The following is an 18937-nucleotide window of genomic DNA, read 5'->3' as shown; positions in this document are numbered from 1 at the left end:
GTCAGCTTGATTTGACGCTAATTCTCTCTCTTTGTACTCTTCACTTTCATTACCTATAACCTTTAATTGCGTCTGAGTTAATAGATAGTCTACGCGTCTTGCTATTGCACTTCCCGAATCAACCAACTCAAGGTTTCCATGTAATAATGCTTTTAGGGGTTGTTTGATAATTGGAAAGTGTGTACACCCTAAAACAAGCTTGTCAATTCTGGTATTTATATTCAGCCTGCCAATCTCATCTCGCAAACGTTCATGTTGCCATACCCGATGCCAGTAATAATGCTCAGCGATATCCACCAATTCAGTTGAGTGATAGATATCAACCTGACAATCTTGTGCAAAAGTCGATACTAAATGACCCGTGTAAGCGTTTTTCGAAGTTGCGGGAGTAGCCAAAAGTCCTATGTGTTTACTTTCACTGGCTATGGCTGCAGGTTTAATCGCAGGAACGACTCCTACAATAGGAATATCGGTATATTGGCGTGCAGTTTCTAATGCATACGTTGAAGCCGTATTACATGCAATGACGATTACATCTACAGGATTACAGCTCTTTTTAAGCCAAGCTAATAAAGATATTAATCTCGTTTTGATTGTTTCTTGAGACTGCAAACCATATGGCAGTAGTGCATTATCCATGACATAACTGTACTGGGCATAAGGCAACTTCTTTTTAATGTGTGATAGGACGCTTGTTCCACCAATTCCTGAATCAAATATGAGTATGTGCGGCAAACTTCAGTCTCCAAACAATCAAGACTCGAAGTTTGCCACGCTATCCAAAGAAAATAAACAACACTGGAATAGCTTAGCTATTTTGTGTCTCTTCTTTGCTATTTAAAGCACTAAAATAACTTTGCGCGTAATCTAAAAATTGGTTTAGTCTTTGTTGGCCTTCATTCATCCATGCCATGATGTCAGGAAGCTGTGATTGCAAACCCAAAGATTCCGCTTCGCTATTGAGTCCTTCTAAACGTTTATCTAATGGAGCAAACGCCTGTTCTAATTCTTTCATCGGGTTGCTTTGTTGATATTGTGCAATAGCTGCGGAAGTTTTGCTTTGCCTGAGGTCCATTGTAAAGTTTGTAATTTGATCATTATTCAAACTCAACTCTTGTGCTAATTCAAATGCATCATCGTATTCACCCGCAAAAAAAGAGTCACTCACATCACGAATATCTTCCATCATTGCATTTATCGCTTCTTGTTCCTTCTCATTAAGCTCGCCATTAACACTGATTGAGAAGCTCACCTCTTGAGATGAACTTTCCCCATATGCAAAACCAACATTACTGCCTTCACGCTCGTAACTTGCAGCTCGAGATTGACTATATGCATCACTAAAAGAGATCACGACTTCATCCCCCTCTGCCGTAGTAAATGCATATTCAGCTTTGTTCGAAAGACTCGCAAACTGTGCAGCACTCACAGAAAGATGCTGTGGCGTTGGATTAAAGAGCTCTTTTTCAAATTCATCTAACCCATCAAAGATCCCCTCTTTAGACTTTTCTATGCCTTCTGAGATCTCATCATCGAATAGCCCTGAGTCTTTCAACTCTCCTGTGGCTTCATCAATTCCCGTTTGCACGCCTTTGCGTGCTTGTTCTAACATGCTCTTCAACGTATCGTCGTCTTGACCATCCGCTTTTGCTTTATTGATTGCCCCCTGCACAAAGCCAAGTACATTCTTAACTATCTCTTCGTAATCAAAAAATGGTTTTTCAGGCTCTTCTTTTTTCTCAATACCGAGTGCTTGTGCCAACTTGTCATCGAGCACTTTTGCTGCGACTTGGGACTTATTGCCCTGATAAACATCAGAGTTTATTGATATGTTAGGAACATTTGGTTTAGCTTTTGCCGCATTGTGCTGCATTGCTGGGTTCAACAGCTGATTCAACTGTCCGATCTTCATGATTGCTCTCCGCTATACCCTATCAGTTAATTATCGGCCATATGTGACAAAGCTAAAGGTGATTTGTACAATAAAAGTGCAATTTTAGTTGTAAGCACTGGACAAATGTTCCTCGCCCCCTAAAATAGCGCCTCCTTGCAATATATAAAGGTAGCCTCAGCATGGCCGTGATCAAAATCGATGCTTCGCAATACGAACAGCAGCTTTTAGAAAAACAACAGCGTATCAGCACACAATTCGCTCGCTTTAATGCGCCTGAGCTAGAAGTCTATGACTCAGAGAAAAGTCATTATAGGCAACGTTGTGAGTTTAGAGTTTGGCACGATGATGAAGATTTGTATCACATCATGTTCGACCAACAAAGCAAAGAAAAAATACGTGTCGATAGCTTCGATCCAGGTGCGCCTTTAGTCAACGAGCTCATGCAAGTCATGATGGAAAAGCTGCGTAACAATGAAACTTTAAGACGTAAGCTATTTCAAATAGATTATTTATCAACACTTAGTGGCGAAATACTTATTAGCTTACTTTATCACAAGCAGCTTGACGATAAGTGGCATGAAGCAATGAGTACACTCAGAGCAGAACTACAGCAAACGTATAAGATCGACTTTATTGGCAGAGCTAGAAAACAAAAAGTTGTTTTTGGTGATGATTTCGTCACAGAAAAACTCCGTGTAGATGGCACTGAATATACTTATCAGCAGGTCGAAAACAGCTTTACTCAACCCAACGCCAAGGTAAATGAGAAAATGCTGTCATGGGCTAAATCTATTGCCCGCCCGCTATCGAACGACTTGCTTGAGCTGTATTGTGGTAATGGTAATTTTTCAATTGCACTTGCTGAGCATTTTGACCGCGTCTTGGCCACTGAGATTTCGAAATCATCTGTACATTCTGCGCAATATAATATTGCAGCAAACAAGGTCTCAAATCTTGATATCATTCGTATGTCGAGTGAAGAGTTTACAGATGCAATGCAAGGTAAACGTAACTTTTCACGTCTCAATGGCATTGATCTGCAATCTTACAATTGCCAAACAATATTAGTTGACCCACCGCGTGCAGGTATGGATGAATTGACCTGCAGATTGGTTAGTAATTATGACAACATTATCTATATATCTTGCAACCCAGATACACTGGAGAGAGACCTAGAGATTTTAAGCGAAACACATAATATATCTCGAATCGCAATTTTTGACCAATTCCCATACACACACCATGTAGAATCAGGTGTATTTTTGACACGCAAATAACCTTTTTTTGACTTATAAAAAACCCCGCAAAAGCGGGGTTTTATTTTAAGCAGTGTAAAATTATTTACTCGCTAAATAATTAATTAGTTTTGCAATATCATCTGGGCTTGTCACACCAGACTCTCTGCCAAGTACTAACTTATACTTACCACTGACGATAAATGTTGGTACGCTCGATAACGCCCCTTTTTCCTGCAGCTGTTTTTGTTGCCTTGCCATTTTTGATGCTTTAGTACGTACAGAAAAGCTCTTGTACATTTTATCAAACTTAGTGCCATCTACACCTTGTGCTACAAATACATCTTTAATATCAGCAAGCTCATTAAACCTACCGCGCTTTGTGTGAATATGATTGAACATCGCAGATACAATTTGATTCTTCTGAGGAAGCACTTCAGCTGTCGCTAATGCCGTTGCAATCATTTTCTGATGTTCCGGATCGCGGATACCTACGAAATCGACATGGCTTTTCTTAAATTTCACACCCTCATCAAGTTTAGGCTTAAACTGATCAATCAAGCCTTCAAAGTTATTACATGCAGGGCAATAAAATGAAAAGTACTCTGTCACTTCAGGTTTCTTAGTACCACGCTCAGCAATCACTTCATAGTGTTTACCTTCTTCAAAGGTTGTGGCACTTGCTGCCAATGGTAGCACTAATGCTAACAGGGCAGCTTTAATTGATTTCAACATATTCTTCTCCAACCATTATTTTTCTAGTAAATACTTAACTAATTCATTAAATTCAGCTTGGCTTTTCAATGAATTAATAACCACACGGTATTTATCATTCACGATAAAGGTAGGTACGCTTTTAAGTGCACCTGATTCACTGAACCTCTTCTGATCATTTTGCATTGCGTTTTCTGCTGAAATGACTGGCATACTGGCTAACGCAGCATCAAACTTTTCTGCAGATACGCCATGGGCTTCAAGGAGCTTTTGCACATCTTTCATGCTCGCAAAACGACCATTTTGCTCATGGATAGTTTTAAAGATTTGATCCACGACTGGTGACTCAACACCAAACTGTTTTGCAATAATATAACCATAGCTTAAGTAGCTTTGTGCTTCTGGGGGCAAGCCACCTAAAAAGTTCACATGGATCTTTTCAAATGGTACTGATACAGGAAGACTTGCATGCAGGGCTCTAGCAGGTCCCTCAAATTTGTAGCAGTGAGGGCAATAGAAAGAGAAAAACTCGACCACTCTAGGTGTTTTACTTTTTTCTAATGACAGTGTTTCGTAGTGAACACTTTCTTTAAAATCTGCAGCGAATGCAGCAATTGGCAAACACAATGCCAGCAAAGCCACTTTAATCGATTTCAACATGTACTTTCTCTCTTAAATTTTATGGATAAATTGTAAGTGCTGGCTCATCAAGCGCAGCCAATTGTTCTTTTAATGCCAAGATTTGCTGTTCCCAATATTTGTCTGTTGCAAACCAAGAAAAGTTCCTTGGAAAAGCAGGATCTTGCCAACGTTTTGCCAACCACCCCATATAATGGATCATACGCATTGCTCGCAGAGGTTCAATCAATTGCAATTGTGTCATATCGAGTTCACTAAACTCTTCATAGCCACCCAGTAAAGTGTCCAATTGCAACGCTTGGTTTTGACGATCACCATTTAACATCATCCATAGGTCCTGAATAGCAGGCCCTTGGCGGCAATCATCCAAATCGACGAGCATGAGCTGTTCTTGCGACCACAGAATATTGCCAGCATGACAATCACCATGCAATCGAATCGTATCATTAACTTTGAACTTTTCTTCTGTTTTTTTAGCAACTTGCTCTAAAACCGTTGAAAAAGCTAATTGCAATGTCTGAGGTAAACATTCGCTAGCCAATATTTCTCGGCTCGCTTGTGTCAAAAAGCTCTCCGTATCTATGCTAGGACGGTGTGCAAAACGATATTTTTTTGAAACACTATGCAGCCTACCTATATAGCGGCCAAGCACTTCTAATTGATCTAAGTTGTCCATCTCAAATTGTCGACCACCAACACTTGGAAATAATGCAAAACGATAACCTTGGTGCTCAAACAAGCTTTCATTGTCACACCTAATTGGACAAACAACCGGCACTTCTGCTTCTGCGACCTCAATTGAAAATGCGTGCTCTTCCATAATTTGCTCGTTTGACCAACGGTTTGGTCGATAAAACTTAGCAACATAACGCTTATTATCATCTCCACGAAACTGATAAACACGGTTTTCATAACTATTTAAAGGTAGGAGACCTGATTCAGGATAAATACCGATACTTTCGATTGCATCGAGAATCAAATCTGGTGTGAGGTTTTGATAGCTAAAGTCGCTCATTGCTGCTGTCCGTTGATAGTATAAAAGATCTGGTATTGGCACATAATGCCTTTAGACCACAGCACAATAGGATAAAGCCAAGTATGTTAGGAAGCAAAATATATTATGGCTTGAATGCTTAATCTATTCTTCATTCAAGCCATGCTAACTATTAGCGTCCTTTAAAGAAATTGGTTGGTTGAGACACTTGTGACTTTGACTGCCCATCACTCGATAGTACAAAATGAAACTCAGTCACAGGTTTAGTTAAATCATACGGATCCATGACAACTGAGACAGGTATATCTAGTGTAGACCCTGCAGCGACCGTAGCAGATTGTTTACCTAATAGCTCAAAGTGCTCAAGGCCTGCCACTGAAATGCTGAATGTTTGTACCGTCTGCGCTTTATTTATAAGTTTTAGAGTATAGGTATTTTCAACCATGCCATCATAATTAACGCGATAGAGTTGATTTCTATCTCTAATGATATCTAGCTCAAAGGTTTTACGCATTGCTATGTTAGTCACTAAAGCGCCACTTAAAACAAATAAAATGAGAACATAACCGATTAACTTCATGCGTATAGGTTGGGTGATTTTTTTAGTGTGCTCCAAATTTCGCTCTGTCGTATAGGAAATTAACCCTTTCGCATAATTCATTTTTTCCATTACACCATCACATGCATCTATACATGCACCACAATTAATGCATTCATATTGCAAACCGTTGCGAATATCAATCCCAGTAGGACACACCTGCACACATAACTTACAATCAATACAGTCACCTAGCCCCAACTCTTTAGGGTCCTGTTTACGGCCTCTTGGTCCTCGCCCCTCCCCACGCTTATTGTCGTAGCTAACGGTAAACGTATCTTTATCAAACATCGCAGATTGAAAACGTGAGTAAGGACAAATGTGCAGACACATGATCTCGCGCATCCACCCTGCATTACCATATGTACAGATGGCAAATACCACCACACTCACAGTGGCGTAGCCACTGGCAGAGAACATCAATAAATCAGGTAATAATGTTCTGATTGGCGTGAAATAGCCGACAAACGTCACCGCGGTGAAAAATGAAAACACAGACCAACTAAAATGCTTCATCCCTTTGCGGAACAATTTATCGATATCCATAGGTCGCTTATCAAGTTTCTTTCGCTGATTTGCCGACCCTTCACATTTTTCTTCAAACCAAATAAAAATAAATGTCCAAACAGTTTGAGGACAAGTATAACCGCACCAAACTCGTCCATAAAAAGTCGTCACTAAAAATAGCGCAAATGCGGCAATCATTAATATGAATGCCAAAATAGTGAGATCTTGTGGCCAAAGTGTCAGACCAAAAATATTGAATTTCTGCTCAAACAGGTCAAACAAGACGGCCTGCTGTCCATTAAAATTGAGCCAAGGTAAAAGCATAAATACCAACATGCCCAAAAAACCAATTCGCTGACGAAGCAATTGGTGCATTCCTTTTACTGCTCGCACATAAATCCGATTGCGCGGGTTAAACCTATCAGGCTGGAGATTTTCAGGTTTTTGGATCTCAACTGGGATATTCTTAATCTTGATCTTATTGTCCATACAAGCTCCTTAAGTGCTTTGGACAGGTTACTTGCTACAGTGACCTTACTTTTATTAAGGATATTATATGCAACAGCACGCTTTTAGCGTAGCCATAAATCGCACGACGGTGGCAAAAACTACGAATATTTCCTGAGCAATTCGCTTGCTTTTGATTCTGGCATTTTATTACACTGTGGCTGTGATTGAGTCGAATAGATCAAATTAGCGAGCTTTATGAAAAAATATCTTTTATTAGTACTCATTGTATTAGCCCTTTTCACTATAGATCATCCTTTGATCAAGGAGCCTAGGGATAAATTCCTGCAACAGGGTGTAGATACTCTTGGTGAAACTAGTCAAACCCAATATAGCCTTGCAGCAAAACAAGCTAGACATGAAATAGCGAGAGAACTCGAACTCTCTGCATCCGAACAAGAATATTTATTAGATGTTCTTGCAACAGATAAAAAAGTGAAGATGTTCCACGTACGCTACTGCCAAGAACACGAACTAAACTTATACTTTTTTGGCCCCAAACTAAATACTATTTGTGACGCAGCAGAAAAAGCGATCAAAAAGGCTGAGTTTTAAATGATCGACATTACTCAATTCAATAAACTCCGAGCCCGATCTTTTAACGATCAAAAAGCGTTGCTAAAAAAGATAGCGAAAGGACAAACTGTGCTGTGTAAAACCTGCGGGAAAGCAATTAGTCTCAATGTGGCGGTCAAAGAGGGCGAAAAAGCATCTGCGCAATGCCCAACTGGTTGTACGCACATTGAATTAGACGTAGCCTAAGCTACGTCTAATTATTTAGTCGTTGTACAAACCACTACCCAAAGCAACCTGCTCAATTAATTCAGCGTAGGCTGGGGCAACCTCAGCAGCTAATTGATACTGCTGAGTGGTAAATTCATTTATATCAACTTCGATAGATTGGCAATACGTTTCAACCTGCGCATACTCTAGGCTAAAAAAGCCCAGCAACTCCGTGCTTGTCACAAGCGCTTGCTTCAATTCATCGGAAAGTAGATCACTCTCATTTAGCTTGTTCAAATAACTTTGGCAACCATACAAAAAACCGGTGCTCCAAAGCTGTTTATCTTGCCAAGATGATTCACCATCAAACGGTAAAACAAACCCATTTGAAAAAACCTGCTCACTAATATGATGGTGTAGAGCTAGCATCGCAAAGACCACATCTTCTGATATTTTCTCATCACCACCAGTGACATGGCTTAACCACATTTCAGGCTCTATGCCATCAGGGCCACATACTGTAGCAAATAAAAACCCTTGCAACGCTTTTAACTCAAACACCTCTGAGTTAGTCTGTATGCGTTGTTCTAAGTACTCATTGAGTAATGCCTCATGGTTAGGCAGGTAACTAAAATCCATCATTATTTACAAACTCACTGGATACCTGCCCTGAGAATCAGGACGTCCTAAAAACTTAACGGCATCGTGTACTTCTTTAGGTAAGGATGCATCTGGCTTTACATTGCCTGCTACTTTGAACTGCATGTTTTCAGCCAGTGTAGCATCAGCTCGTAAACCAAGTAAGTTTTCTGGTTCAACGACAATCGCAATGTCACCTGACTTACAACTCAATACACCGCTTAATTCCCCAATACTAAACCAACCCGACATGCCCTTAACCTGGATATCTGGACTGCTAATATCTCCTTTAAGGCTTTCACAATAAGGTTGACCACTGTTATATTCATCCAGCTCTAGGATTACACGCCCTTTTGCGTCAACAGGCAAAGGTAAATTAACTTGACGCATCGCTTGCTCAACACTAAATCGAAGCGTTGTATTATCTAACTCAATACTGTTTCCAAGCAACGACACGGCAAAGTTACTACGCCCAGATATTTCAGTAGATTGACGGGCATTGCCAAAGTTTAACTTGCCTTGAACTTGGCCTGTAAACAGTGCCCAACCATTTATTTGCCACTTAACATCATTAAATTGTAAATTTTGATATTGCACACCACTTACTTTGCCATCCCAAAGCGTTCCTGTCACAGTGCCCAATCGAATATTAGGAGGAATATGTGACTGTGCCAATTGCAGCGCAATTGGTGCAGGAATACTCACAACAGTAAAAACAATAAACGCGAACAAAAAAGCCAATACTACACTAACTGCATTTTTCATATTTAATTCTCTAACACCAAACGGCTCACGCGAACATATCCTTGCTGTGGCTCTTCACCTAAATCTAGGTTAGCGACTTTAACCCCATGTTGGTTAGTGAGCACATCAAGCCAGCTGACTAATTTATTGAATTCTACATTATCAATGTTGATACGCAGTGTATTATCCCTTGGCTGCATCTTACTGATCTGAATGCCATGTCTGCCACGGGTACGATTCACCAGCTGAGTCAGGTTTTGATTGCGTGATGTTGCTTGAGATGAGCCGCTTGCTTTAAGTTGCGCAACACTTTTTGACACCCAAGCATGAAAGTTTTGCTGCTTCTGAAGATCAGCTTGTGCCTTGTCTACGCCTGCGTTCAGCGGCTTTATGACGCCCATCACTAGAACAAAAATGACAAATACAACACCGGCGAAAATCAGCAGCTTTTGCTCTTGCTCTTTGAGGGATTGCCAATAATTCATCACTTGCTGCTTCATGCTGCACCTCTGATTCTTATTTCACCAATAACGTAATCACCGTCATTATTCAACGCACCTTGCTGAACCTCAACACCTCTTTGCTCAAGGATAGATTTTACTTGGCTAAATATTTGGAACCCCTTTGCTTTAGCTCTAACTCTTAACTCATTTCGTTTGTGGTCATATCTAAAAGTCTCGGGGTCAAAATCATCTACTTGTGCATAGATTGATACGAAATGATTTGTCAGTTCTAAAAACCCGCCTTGCTCACCGCCGCTTAACGCGTCCAATTCATTTTGAATTTGTTTACGAAGTAAGTGAGGACGTACTACTTTATTTGGAAATGCTTGCTTATATACACTCATTGCTTGCGCTTTGTAAGCATCCGCCTCGTTCTGTAACATGACGAGCTGCGCTGACTTAACTGACACAAACGCCAATAATGCTACGCCAGCAGCAATTACACCTGCTTTCCAATCTCGCCACCACTGTGGCTGTTTTTTCTTAGCGGCAAAAGGGCCTTGTCGCAAATTGATTGGCAACGCATTAAGACCTTTAGCAAAAATAGCTAAAGGTAAATCATACTCAGCCTCTTTCTCAATAAGCTGTTTCGTCGTATCGAGGCTAGTTGCTGGACTATAATGCGTAATTTGGGATTCAGGTACGAGGGACAAATAATCACCGACCCAATCTGACTCTACTGCACTGATATGCCAGTGTTCACCCTTGAATAACCATTGCTCCTGGAGCTCAATTGCGCTCAATGTATCCGTATCCGGTGAAGGCAATAATAAAGCATCAGGGGTCACCACCGCAGGCTCAATATCAAAATCTTCTAATACTGACATCCAATCCTGAAGCCATACTAAATCACATAACGCGATATTGATGAAATGCTTATCATCAATTGTAGTAGGCTTGCCAAAGGCAATAAATACATCATCAATATCACTCGCAACCTGCTCTTCCAACATAAATGGCAATGCACGCTCTAGCTTACGATTCCACTTAGTTGGCAATGCAACTTGCTTTAGCTGAACACTGGATGCTGGTAGTAATAAGGCAGTACTGCGCCCTGATGTTTTTTCTGTTAACTCTCCAAGTAACCCACTGTGCTCCAACTCACCACTGGCAATGATCTGCGAATCTGACTCAGACCATATTAACCAACTGACAGGTTCCTGCTGTGACTGGCCAACACGGACCAATAATTTTTCTGTCACTGAACGCCTCCAAACTTGCGTGCCAACACAGTTGCTCGACCGTCTTTTATTTCGAGTATTGAGGTCATCTTAAACAACCGCTCATCAAACGACGCCTTAGCACGCAACTTAAAATAATTGCTTGTTATTGTGAAAATTTTCTCAGCTTTTTTAGTATCCTGAGCACCTTGATTTTTTACTTCTGAAAAGAAATCCTGCAAGTTATCAAATCCTTCTTCTGGGCGAGCGGCTATGACGGCTTCAGCACCAGACAGGCTCAGCCCATCTAACAATGCACTCAACAACAATGCTTGCTCGGGCAATACCGTATTCACATTGATAGCCAAATCCGTACTACCAGGAATGACACACACATAGGGTAATAACTTTTCCATGACCAACGGGTTAAACCCCTTGATCACTCTTAATTCACTTTCAGACGCCATTAAATTATTTGCTGTCATATAGGGCATCTGCCTAGACATGTATTCATCTTCCTCGGCACCAGAGCGGTATGTAATGCTGTCTTCATCCAACCAATCATAGACACTGTCAGCCATTGCCTCTTCACTCTCTTGCGCAGGTAAATCCTCAATATTTTTAAGTAACTCTAATAGAGCTCTGTGCGCGGGGTTGGTATCCGTGCTTTTGGCATTTTGCTCTTTTGGTGCTCTCAACGCATTAAGATTTAAGCACGCTTGTAAGTCAGTAATTTTACCACTTAAAGTGCCGTGATCGACGGGGTAAGGCACCTCATCTATCGCCCATGGCTGGCCTAAATGAACTTTATCAGGATCATCTTTACGACTTTCCAACAAGACTTTTTTTACCAGCTCTTCTGTGCCATAGCTGTACCATTTAGCTTGTTGATGCGTTTGAATATTCGCAGCCTTTTGTACCTGTACCATTAGTGATGATGACATTTCAGCGGCCAAGCTTGCAGCCAATGCAACAATAAATAAAACGATTATTAACGCTGCACCTTGTTGCTTTCTCATGGCTTCCCTCCACGCTGGTTGACATTATCGCCTGAATTATTATTGCCACCGCGATTGAGTCCGTCATCTAACCCATTAGACACGTTATTGCCATTACTTTGTGCCGCTTTTGCTTGTTGTACTTTACCATCACCTGGAGTCAAGAAGGTGCGTCTCAGAGGCTCAGAGTCTTGTCTTTGAACCGTCACTGCAACAGCCAACGGCAACGCTTTGAGCTGCCAACTATCTTGCCATTTTTGCTTATCATCTAAAAACTCGAATTTGAGTTCTTCGACATTATCCAATAGCACCTGAGCTCGAGGTTCTGAACCATCTAATTCATCGACATACACGCGATAAATACGTTCTAGTTTATCTTCTTTTACCCGATAGCCTACGCCCTGAAGTTCAGAGCGTGGTAAAAGACTTACTGGGTTAGTCCACCCATCTCGAATAAAAGCAATACCGTCATACTGACTTTCTAAAGCGTAACGACCATGGATGATATATGTTGGACTAAAATCACCAGCTTCATTTCGCACTTCGCGCTTAGTCATTTGATTGAAGTCTTGATCCATCAATCGGAAAGTAGTCTGAAGCCCTTCTAACTCAGCAATGGTTTCATCTGATGCCTCTTTGGCCATAATGGAGGTGTCCAGAATTTGATGCGACGCGGTAACGATAAAAGCCAAAATAACCAGCGCAACCATCACCTCGAGCAGGGTAAAGCCAACTTGTTTGCGCCTGATAGATATCATTACTTTTTACCCTTGTGCATAAAAGTGGTTAAGTCATAGAGCGAATGTTCTCGCTTTTCATCTTCAAACACTTCTATTGTCAGTTTCACAAACTCAGCATCCGCTGTCTTTTCTACTTTTTGGCTCCAGTACCAAGTCTGACCAGCAAACTCTTCATCACCACTGTCTGAATTTTTTCCATTCCATTTACCACCACTGGCTTTAGCTCGCGCCATCACCATCTGATTCTCCGCAACCCATGCGGCATAAGTTTGCTGCTCAATCGTGCTCATATGATTGATATGTGAGCCTGTGGCTTGTAAAGCCGCAATTCCAGCTACCGCACATATTCCCATGGCAACCATCACTTCTAAGAGGGTAAATCCTGTTTGTGTTCGCTTAATCATACTCAGGCTCCCGACGAAGCTTAACTGGCGCCATAAACTCACCTTCAATGTAGTAAACAGGTTCTGATGCTTGTGCCAATTCAAGGGAAATTTGGAAAGCACTCACTTCACCAGATGATAAAATAAGTACTTGTGGTATTTTCTTCTTTTTAAGCTCTAACAAATTATCATCATCACCAGAGCCCATTATTTCTTGCCAATTCGATTGCTCAAGTAAATTATCTTGTGACCAAGAAAGATCTTCTAAGGTCAATTCAACTTTGTAGTCTTCAGTATACTCAATCGGCTTGTAAAGCTCTTCGGCTTCGAAAGTGGTCCACTGCTCACCGTCGAAGACCAAAAACTCTATTGTGTCTCTATCCAAGTGAAGACCCAACTCGACCTGATTCAGTACCGCAAATTCTGATGCCAGATTCACAATACCATGCAGCTTCAAAGCTTCTTTTTCCAACAACTCCTCGTCACTTTCACCTACGGTGAAGGTCACAATTCGAATAGAGAAACCAATGATCAGGAGAACAACTAAGATCTCGATTAGGCTAAACCCTCGAGATCTACGCAGCTTTTGAGTTGAGTATTTCACGGGTAACGACATTAGCGCTCTTCTTCATCTCTCCAGTTACCGATATCATCTTCGGTACCTACTTCGCCATCAGGACCCATTGAAAAAATATCAATTTTACCAATTTCACCAGGGCTCACTAACTGATATGGATTATCCCAAGGATCCAGTGGCAGCTCATTGATAAATCCACCATCTGGGAAGCGCTTTGGCACAGGGTCTATGGTCGTTTTCTCTACCAACGCCTCTAAGCCCTGCTCTGTCGTCGGGTAACGCTTGTTTTGTAGTTTATAAATTTTCATCGCGCTTTCAATTTGCGTGATATCAAGGCTTGCTTTATCGATGGCAGCTTGCTCTTGGTTACCCATGATATTTGGTGCCACAATTGACAAGATCATACCGATGATAACCAGTACCACCATTACTTCTAGTAATGAAAAACCAGACTGTTTCTTCACAATTTATACCTCTATGCTGTTGCATTGGCTACACGTGCGTGTAGTCCAGTGTGTTTATCTTTAAATATATTGACTACAAACCAATTGCTTTGTTCATTGCCATAATAGGTTGGAGTATTGCCATAACGATGAAGAGTACAATTAATGCCATACTGGCAATCATCGCCGGTTCAAGTAGCTTAAGTGAAACACTTACCATACTTTCAAACTCCCTGTCTTGGTTATTGGCAGCACGCTCTAACATCTGCTCCAACTCTCCAGACTTTTCACCACTGGCAATCATATGTAGCATCATTGGCGGAAATAATTTTGTTTGATGTAACGCAGCTTTTAGGCTTGCCCCTTCGCTGACATGAGTTGCCGCTTCAGCCACAGCCGCTTTAATTTTCTCATTTTCCAATACCTGCCCAGATATCTTCATCCCCTCAAGCAAAGGGACTGCGCTGGATGATAAAATACTAAGCGTTCTTGCAAAACGGGCAGTGTTAATACCCCGACTGATTTTTCCAATACCAGGTAATTGCAATAATTTGGTATCGAACCAAAAGCGTGCTTTAGGGCTCTTTAACGTTTGCTGAATAGCGGCAATTAAGCCTCCCATTGCAATCGTTGTTTGCATCCAATAATCTTGCACGAAATTACTCGCAGCCAGCACCCATTCAGTCGTCCAAGGTAACACTTGATTCGACTTTTCAAACGTTTTTAAAATCTCTGGTACAACCGTTCCGAGTAACACGGTCACAATTGCGATGGCAAAAACCACCAAAATCATTGGGTAAACCATGGCTTGCGTTATTTGACTGCGCATATGTTGGCGCTGCTCAGTGTAGTCAGCCAGACGATTCAATACTTCATCAAGATGACCTGACTTTTCTCCAGCCGCAACCATTGAGCGGTATAAATTGTCAAAAACATGTGGAAAATCAGACATCCCATCAGCAAGCGTATAACCCTCCACAACTTTGGACCGCACAGCCATTAGCATGCGCTTTAAGCGTGGTTTTTCACACTGTTCAGCTACAGCCATAACTGCCGCCTCTACTGGTAATGAAGATTGGATCAAAGTCGCAAGCTGACGTGTGATCAGCGCAATGTCACTCACTGAAGGCTTGTAGCCGCGTGATAAGGTAAAACCGCCACTGGCTTGTGACTTCTCCTTTTCCGCTGCGGGTTCAACCTCTAAAGGCATCATCGCCTTTTCGCGCAACATTTGTCTAACTTGTTTGGCTGTGTCGGCTTCTAAAATGCCTTTTTTTTCCTTGCCTTTTGCATCCAAGGCACGATATTCAAACGCCGCCATTATCCTTCCTCACGTGTCACTCGCATCACTTCTTCTAGCGTTGTTTGTCCCACTAGAACACGTGAACAGCCATCTTGGCGAATACTCGGGCTAAATTGACGGATATACTTTTCAACCGCCTGTTCACCTTTACCATTATGGATAAGCTCGCGAATATGCTCGTCAACAACGAGTAACTCATGAATACCGGTCCGGCCCTTGTAACCGTTAAAGTTACATTCCTCACAGCCTACAGCGCGATAAATAGTCGTTTGCGAATCTTTTTCAACGCCCAGTAATTCACACTCTCGCTCATCTGCCAGATGAGGCTCTTTACAGCTTGGGCAAAGTGTTCGTACAAGACGCTGCGATAAAACACCGAGTAGCGATGATGAAAGCAAGAAAGGTTCAACCCCCATATCTTCCATACGCGTTATCGCACCCGACGCCGTATTTGTATGCAGTGTCGACATGACTAAGTGACCCGTTAATGAGGCTTGAACAGCTATTTGCCCAGTCTCTAAGTCACGGATCTCACCGACCATCACAACATCCGGATCTTGACGAAGGATCGCTCGTAACCCTCGCGCAAAGGTCATATCAACTTTCGGATTGACCTGAGTTTGACCAATACCAGGGATTTCGTATTCAATTGGATCTTCAACCGTCAGGATATTTCGGTCTTTGGAGTTTATCTGCGTCATGCCTGCATACAAGGTGGTACTTTTACCAGAACCTGTCGGTCCCGTAACCAAGATAATGCCATGTGGCTTTGCGATAATCTCTGAGAACAACTCGCGATTTCGCTCAGTCATTCCTAAATCTTCTAAGTTCAGTCTCGCGTTGTTTTTATCAAGTAGACGCAATACCACCCGCTCACCAAAGCTTGATGGCATAGTCGATACACGCACATCAACTGCGCGACCTGCAATTCTTAAGCTGATACGACCATCCTGTGGCACACGCTTTTCTGCAATGTCCAATTTGGCCATTACTTTGATACGAGAAACCAGCAGCGAAGATAACTTTCGATTTGGCTTAAGGACTTCTTTCAATACACCATCTACACGAAAACGAATAACTAAATCCGCTTCGAATGTTTCGATATGAATATCAGACGCACCTTCTTTGATAGCCTCACTGAGCATGGCGTTAATCAATTTAATGATTGGTGCATCATCATCGGCTGCCAACAAGTCTTCAGTTTGAGGCATTTCTTCAGCCAAAGAGAAAAGATCGACTTCATTGCCGATATCTTCCATCATTTGCTGAGTTTCAGAACTGTCACGCTGATAGGCGGCTTCTAGCAAGAGCTCAAACTTCTCTTCATCAATGACTTCAATCGTAAAGCCACCACCAGAAACTCGGCGCACTTCAAGTAACGCCTCTAATGATACATCCCCTTTATGGAAGACTTTTAGCCCTTTTGGATCATCACTTAGCAATATACCTTCTCGGCGCGCAAAAGAGAACGGCAAACGCAGCTGAGCATGCTGCCCTTCAAGCGCCTCATCAGTCGCGGCCGTGGCCGCTTCTGTTTCAACTGGCGCCTCAACAACACTCATGCTTGCTTCAGTCATCTTTATTCTCGTTTTGCTCATTTAAGTACTGCTCATAAGTTGGTGGTAATACCATGGCATCATTCCACTCAGGCAATACTGGCGCGTCTTCAAATGGCATTAAATCAATACCATCATCATGCTTTTTAATCTGTTCGTTGCGAATAAATTTGTATTTCGCATGGCTTAATTCATTCATGCTACGGCTATCACGCACAATAGTCGGGCGAATGAATACCAATAAATTACGCTTACGTTTGCTGGTATTCGTCGACTTAAATAAGTGACCTAAAATAGGAATATCACCTAACAGAGGTACTTTAGACACACTTTCTTGTACATCTTCATCGATTAGACCACCAAGAATAACCATGCCACCATCATCGGCAATCACCGTTGTATTAATTGCACGTTTATTTACAGAAATGTCGACCGCTGTCGCACCACTTACACTCGATACTTCTTGCTCAATCGTTAATTGAACCGCGGTTCCATCATTGATCTGTGGTGTCACTTTCAGCTTGATACCTACTTCTTGACGGTCAACCGTCTGGAATGGGTTGGAGTTATTTTCGCCGGCTGCAGAGCCTGTGATAATAGGGACTTCTTGACCAACAATCATAGACGCTTCTTCATTATCCATGGTGGTTACAGAAGGCGTTGCTAGAATATTCGAGTTCGTATCTGTCGCCACAGCCTGGATAATAGCACCCCAGTCATTTTTAACGACCCCGGCCGCTAGACCATTTACTCCGCCAAGCAACTGACCTAGTGCATTTAAGTCACCTTCAACGGTTTCTTCAAAATCATTTAGCTGCGCATCATCACCTGTAACGGTTCTTTTAATGGTTTTGTCACGGGCTTGCTCTGCTGCCACAGCCAATGAACCAACAGGCACCGTGGTGCCATTGTTGAACTGCAGCATACCACCTTGCTCTGTGATCCACTGCAGGCCAAAGTTGATACCATCCCCTTCGAGAACTTCAACAACAATCGCTTCAACTAAAACTTGCGCACGGCGAACATCTAACTTTTCAATAACATTTGCCAACGAACGCATAGTATCTGGCTGCGCTGTGATAACCAATGAATTGGTTTCATCATGCGCTTCGATACTTGTCTCATTGCGGTTACTACTGCGAGAGCGGGTCGATTTTCCTGCCCCTTGCGCTTCTTCTTGCAAAGTTTTACTTACGCCTTGTAGCACTTTAACCAAGTCTTCAGCTTTTGCATAATCTAAGTAAAAGACTTGTGTGTTGCCTTGGTTTTCTAATTCATCGTCAAGACGTTTGATCAACTCAATCGCTTTGTTACGCGCTTGGCTTTCGCCACTCACAACCACGCTGTTGGTTCTGCCATCCGCAACAATTTTAGGAATTAAAAATTCAGGCACTCGACCTTTGCCAGTATCTTTATAAATTTTCTCTACAACTTGAACCACGTCATCCGCAGTTGCATGCTTTAATCTAACAATATCAACTCGCTGATCACCCGCTTGGTCAACCGACTTGATGATACTCACTAAGCGATTTACAGAGGCCGCATGACCAGTCAACATCATGACGTTAGCTGAGTTAAAGTTGGTAACGTGACCACCATCTTTTTGGTCACTAAACTGACGTATGAGTGGGCCTAATTCCTGTACTGATACATTCTTGACTTCAACAACGCGTGTGATCATCACATCGCCATCGCCTTCACGATTATCATTAACGAGCGGCACGTTGGCTTTTTTAGCGTCAGAACTACGTACAACTTTCATGATGCCATTTGGCATTTCAACTACAGAGTAGCCGTACACCTCTAATACACTTAAGAAGAACTGATAATATAGTTCTTCATCCATTAACTCGAAACTACGTACATTGATATTGCCGCGTACATTTGGATCTATAATGATCGTTTTATTAAGGGTCTTACCCACAATGAGAATAAACTCATTGATGTCAGTACCCTTAAAGTTGGCCGCATATTCAACCGCAGACACAGACAATGACAATCCAGCCGCAAACAACAGAGCTGCATATTTAGCTAACCCTTTTCTGATTCTTGTGAGGTGTAGCTTTCTACCCATTATTCT

At 41.9% G+C, this 18937-nt stretch carries 21 protein-coding genes (1 of these 21 running past the window's edge); 3 read left to right on the top strand and 18 right to left on the bottom strand.

All coding sequences use genetic code 11. The features are described from left to right. A protein-coding gene (murI, locus tag S4054249_RS02170; protein WP_235611271.1) for a glutamate racemase crosses the window boundary here: on the bottom strand, window positions 1-666 show its 5' portion. The gene continues 72 nt to the left of window position 1, outside the view; 666 of the gene's 738 nt are visible here — the first part of the coding sequence; its start codon is at window positions 664-666; its stop codon lies off the left edge, out of view. A 142-nt stretch (window positions 667-808) separates the two neighbouring features. After that, complete coding sequence (locus tag S4054249_RS02165; RefSeq protein WP_046358573.1) at window positions 809-1912, bottom strand: DUF5610 domain-containing protein; 1104 nt, start codon at window positions 1910-1912, stop codon at window positions 809-811. Window positions 1913-2073: 161 nt separating this feature from the next. Between S4054249_RS02165 and trmA the strand changes: the two genes are divergently transcribed. Then, a complete protein-coding gene (gene trmA / locus S4054249_RS02160; protein WP_046358572.1) occupies window positions 2074-3171 on the top strand; it encodes a tRNA (uridine(54)-C5)-methyltransferase TrmA in 1098 nt (365 codons plus the stop codon). Between the two features lie 60 nt (window positions 3172-3231). Here the strand turns inward: trmA and S4054249_RS02155 are convergent, their stop codons facing one another. From S4054249_RS02155 to ccoG, 4 genes are all read right to left on the bottom strand, one after another. After that, complete coding sequence (locus tag S4054249_RS02155; protein WP_046358571.1) at window positions 3232-3864, bottom strand: thiol:disulfide interchange protein DsbA/DsbL; 633 nt, start codon at window positions 3862-3864, stop codon at window positions 3232-3234. A gap of 15 nt (window positions 3865-3879) precedes the next feature. Continuing rightward, complete coding sequence (locus S4054249_RS02150) at window positions 3880-4503, bottom strand: thiol:disulfide interchange protein DsbA/DsbL (protein ID WP_046358570.1); 624 nt, start codon at window positions 4501-4503, stop codon at window positions 3880-3882. A gap of 19 nt (window positions 4504-4522) precedes the next feature. Next, on the bottom strand, window positions 4523-5497 hold the full coding sequence (locus tag S4054249_RS02145) for a serine/threonine protein kinase (protein WP_046358569.1): 975 nt from the start codon (window positions 5495-5497) through the stop codon (window positions 4523-4525). 151 nt (window positions 5498-5648) lie between these two features. Next, window positions 5649-7070 (bottom strand): cytochrome c oxidase accessory protein CcoG, encoded by a 1422-nt coding sequence (ccoG, locus tag S4054249_RS02140; protein WP_046358568.1) that lies wholly within the window; start codon window positions 7068-7070, stop codon window positions 5649-5651. Window positions 7071-7286: 216 nt separating this feature from the next. Between ccoG and S4054249_RS02135 the strand changes: the two genes are divergently transcribed. Then, window positions 7287-7643 carry a hypothetical protein gene (locus S4054249_RS02135; RefSeq protein ID WP_046358567.1) on the top strand — a complete coding sequence of 119 codons (357 nt, stop codon included), beginning with the start codon at window positions 7287-7289 and terminating at the stop codon, window positions 7641-7643. After that, a complete protein-coding gene (locus S4054249_RS02130) occupies window positions 7644-7850 on the top strand; it encodes a hypothetical protein (protein WP_046358566.1) in 207 nt (68 codons plus the stop codon). A 15-nt stretch (window positions 7851-7865) separates the two neighbouring features. Here the strand turns inward: S4054249_RS02130 and S4054249_RS02125 are convergent, their stop codons facing one another. From S4054249_RS02125 to gspD, 12 genes are all read right to left on the bottom strand, one after another. After that, entirely contained in the window at window positions 7866-8453 is a 588-nt protein-coding gene (locus S4054249_RS02125; protein WP_046358565.1) for a UPF0149 family protein, read from the bottom strand. A gap of 3 nt (window positions 8454-8456) precedes the next feature. Further along, window positions 8457-9215 (bottom strand): type II secretion system protein N, encoded by a 759-nt coding sequence (locus tag S4054249_RS02120; RefSeq protein ID WP_046358564.1) that lies wholly within the window; start codon window positions 9213-9215, stop codon window positions 8457-8459. 2 nt (window positions 9216-9217) lie between these two features. Then, window positions 9218-9694 carry a type II secretion system protein GspM gene (gene gspM / locus S4054249_RS02115; protein ID WP_046358563.1) on the bottom strand — a complete coding sequence of 159 codons (477 nt, stop codon included), beginning with the start codon at window positions 9692-9694 and terminating at the stop codon, window positions 9218-9220. Continuing rightward, the gene (gene gspL, locus S4054249_RS02110) at window positions 9691-10899 is read right to left on the bottom strand and encodes a type II secretion system protein GspL (RefSeq protein ID WP_046358562.1); all 1209 of its coding nucleotides are present in this window, start codon (window positions 10897-10899) and stop codon (window positions 9691-9693) included. Before gspL ends, gspM begins: the two co-directional genes overlap by 4 nt. Further along, entirely contained in the window at window positions 10896-11876 is a 981-nt protein-coding gene (gspK, locus tag S4054249_RS02105; protein WP_046358561.1) for a type II secretion system minor pseudopilin GspK, read from the bottom strand. Before gspK ends, gspL begins: the two co-directional genes overlap by 4 nt. After that, window positions 11873-12613: a type II secretion system minor pseudopilin GspJ gene (gene gspJ / locus S4054249_RS02100; protein WP_046358560.1), complete on the bottom strand. Its 741-nt coding sequence runs from the start codon at window positions 12611-12613 to the stop codon at window positions 11873-11875. The genes gspK and gspJ overlap by 4 nt, the downstream gene beginning before the upstream one ends. Next, window positions 12613-12999 (bottom strand): type II secretion system minor pseudopilin GspI, encoded by a 387-nt coding sequence (gene gspI, locus S4054249_RS02095; protein ID WP_046358559.1) that lies wholly within the window; start codon window positions 12997-12999, stop codon window positions 12613-12615. Before gspI ends, gspJ begins: the two co-directional genes overlap by 1 nt. Next, complete coding sequence (gene gspH, locus S4054249_RS02090) at window positions 12992-13594, bottom strand: type II secretion system minor pseudopilin GspH (RefSeq protein ID WP_046358558.1); 603 nt, start codon at window positions 13592-13594, stop codon at window positions 12992-12994. Before gspH ends, gspI begins: the two co-directional genes overlap by 8 nt. Beyond that, window positions 13594-14019: a type II secretion system major pseudopilin GspG gene (gspG, locus tag S4054249_RS02085; RefSeq protein WP_046358557.1), complete on the bottom strand. Its 426-nt coding sequence runs from the start codon at window positions 14017-14019 to the stop codon at window positions 13594-13596. Before gspG ends, gspH begins: the two co-directional genes overlap by 1 nt. Before the next feature lie 73 nt (window positions 14020-14092). After that, a complete protein-coding gene (gspF, locus tag S4054249_RS02080) occupies window positions 14093-15319 on the bottom strand; it encodes a type II secretion system inner membrane protein GspF (protein ID WP_046358556.1) in 1227 nt (408 codons plus the stop codon). Beyond that, window positions 15319-16878, bottom strand: a complete 1560-nt coding sequence (gene gspE / locus S4054249_RS02075) for a type II secretion system ATPase GspE (protein WP_080928482.1) — start codon at window positions 16876-16878, stop codon at window positions 15319-15321. The genes gspF and gspE overlap by 1 nt, the downstream gene beginning before the upstream one ends. Then, window positions 16871-18931 (bottom strand): type II secretion system secretin GspD, encoded by a 2061-nt coding sequence (gene gspD, locus S4054249_RS02070; RefSeq protein ID WP_046358555.1) that lies wholly within the window; start codon window positions 18929-18931, stop codon window positions 16871-16873. The genes gspE and gspD overlap by 8 nt, the downstream gene beginning before the upstream one ends. Window positions 18932-18937: the final 6 nt, after the last annotated feature.

The organism is Pseudoalteromonas luteoviolacea (assembly GCF_001750165.1).
Classification (GTDB): Bacteria; Pseudomonadota; Gammaproteobacteria; order Enterobacterales; family Alteromonadaceae; genus Pseudoalteromonas; species Pseudoalteromonas luteoviolacea_G.
The sequence above is the reverse complement of the archived record's forward strand: the minus strand, read 5'-3'. Positions and strand labels throughout refer to the sequence as shown.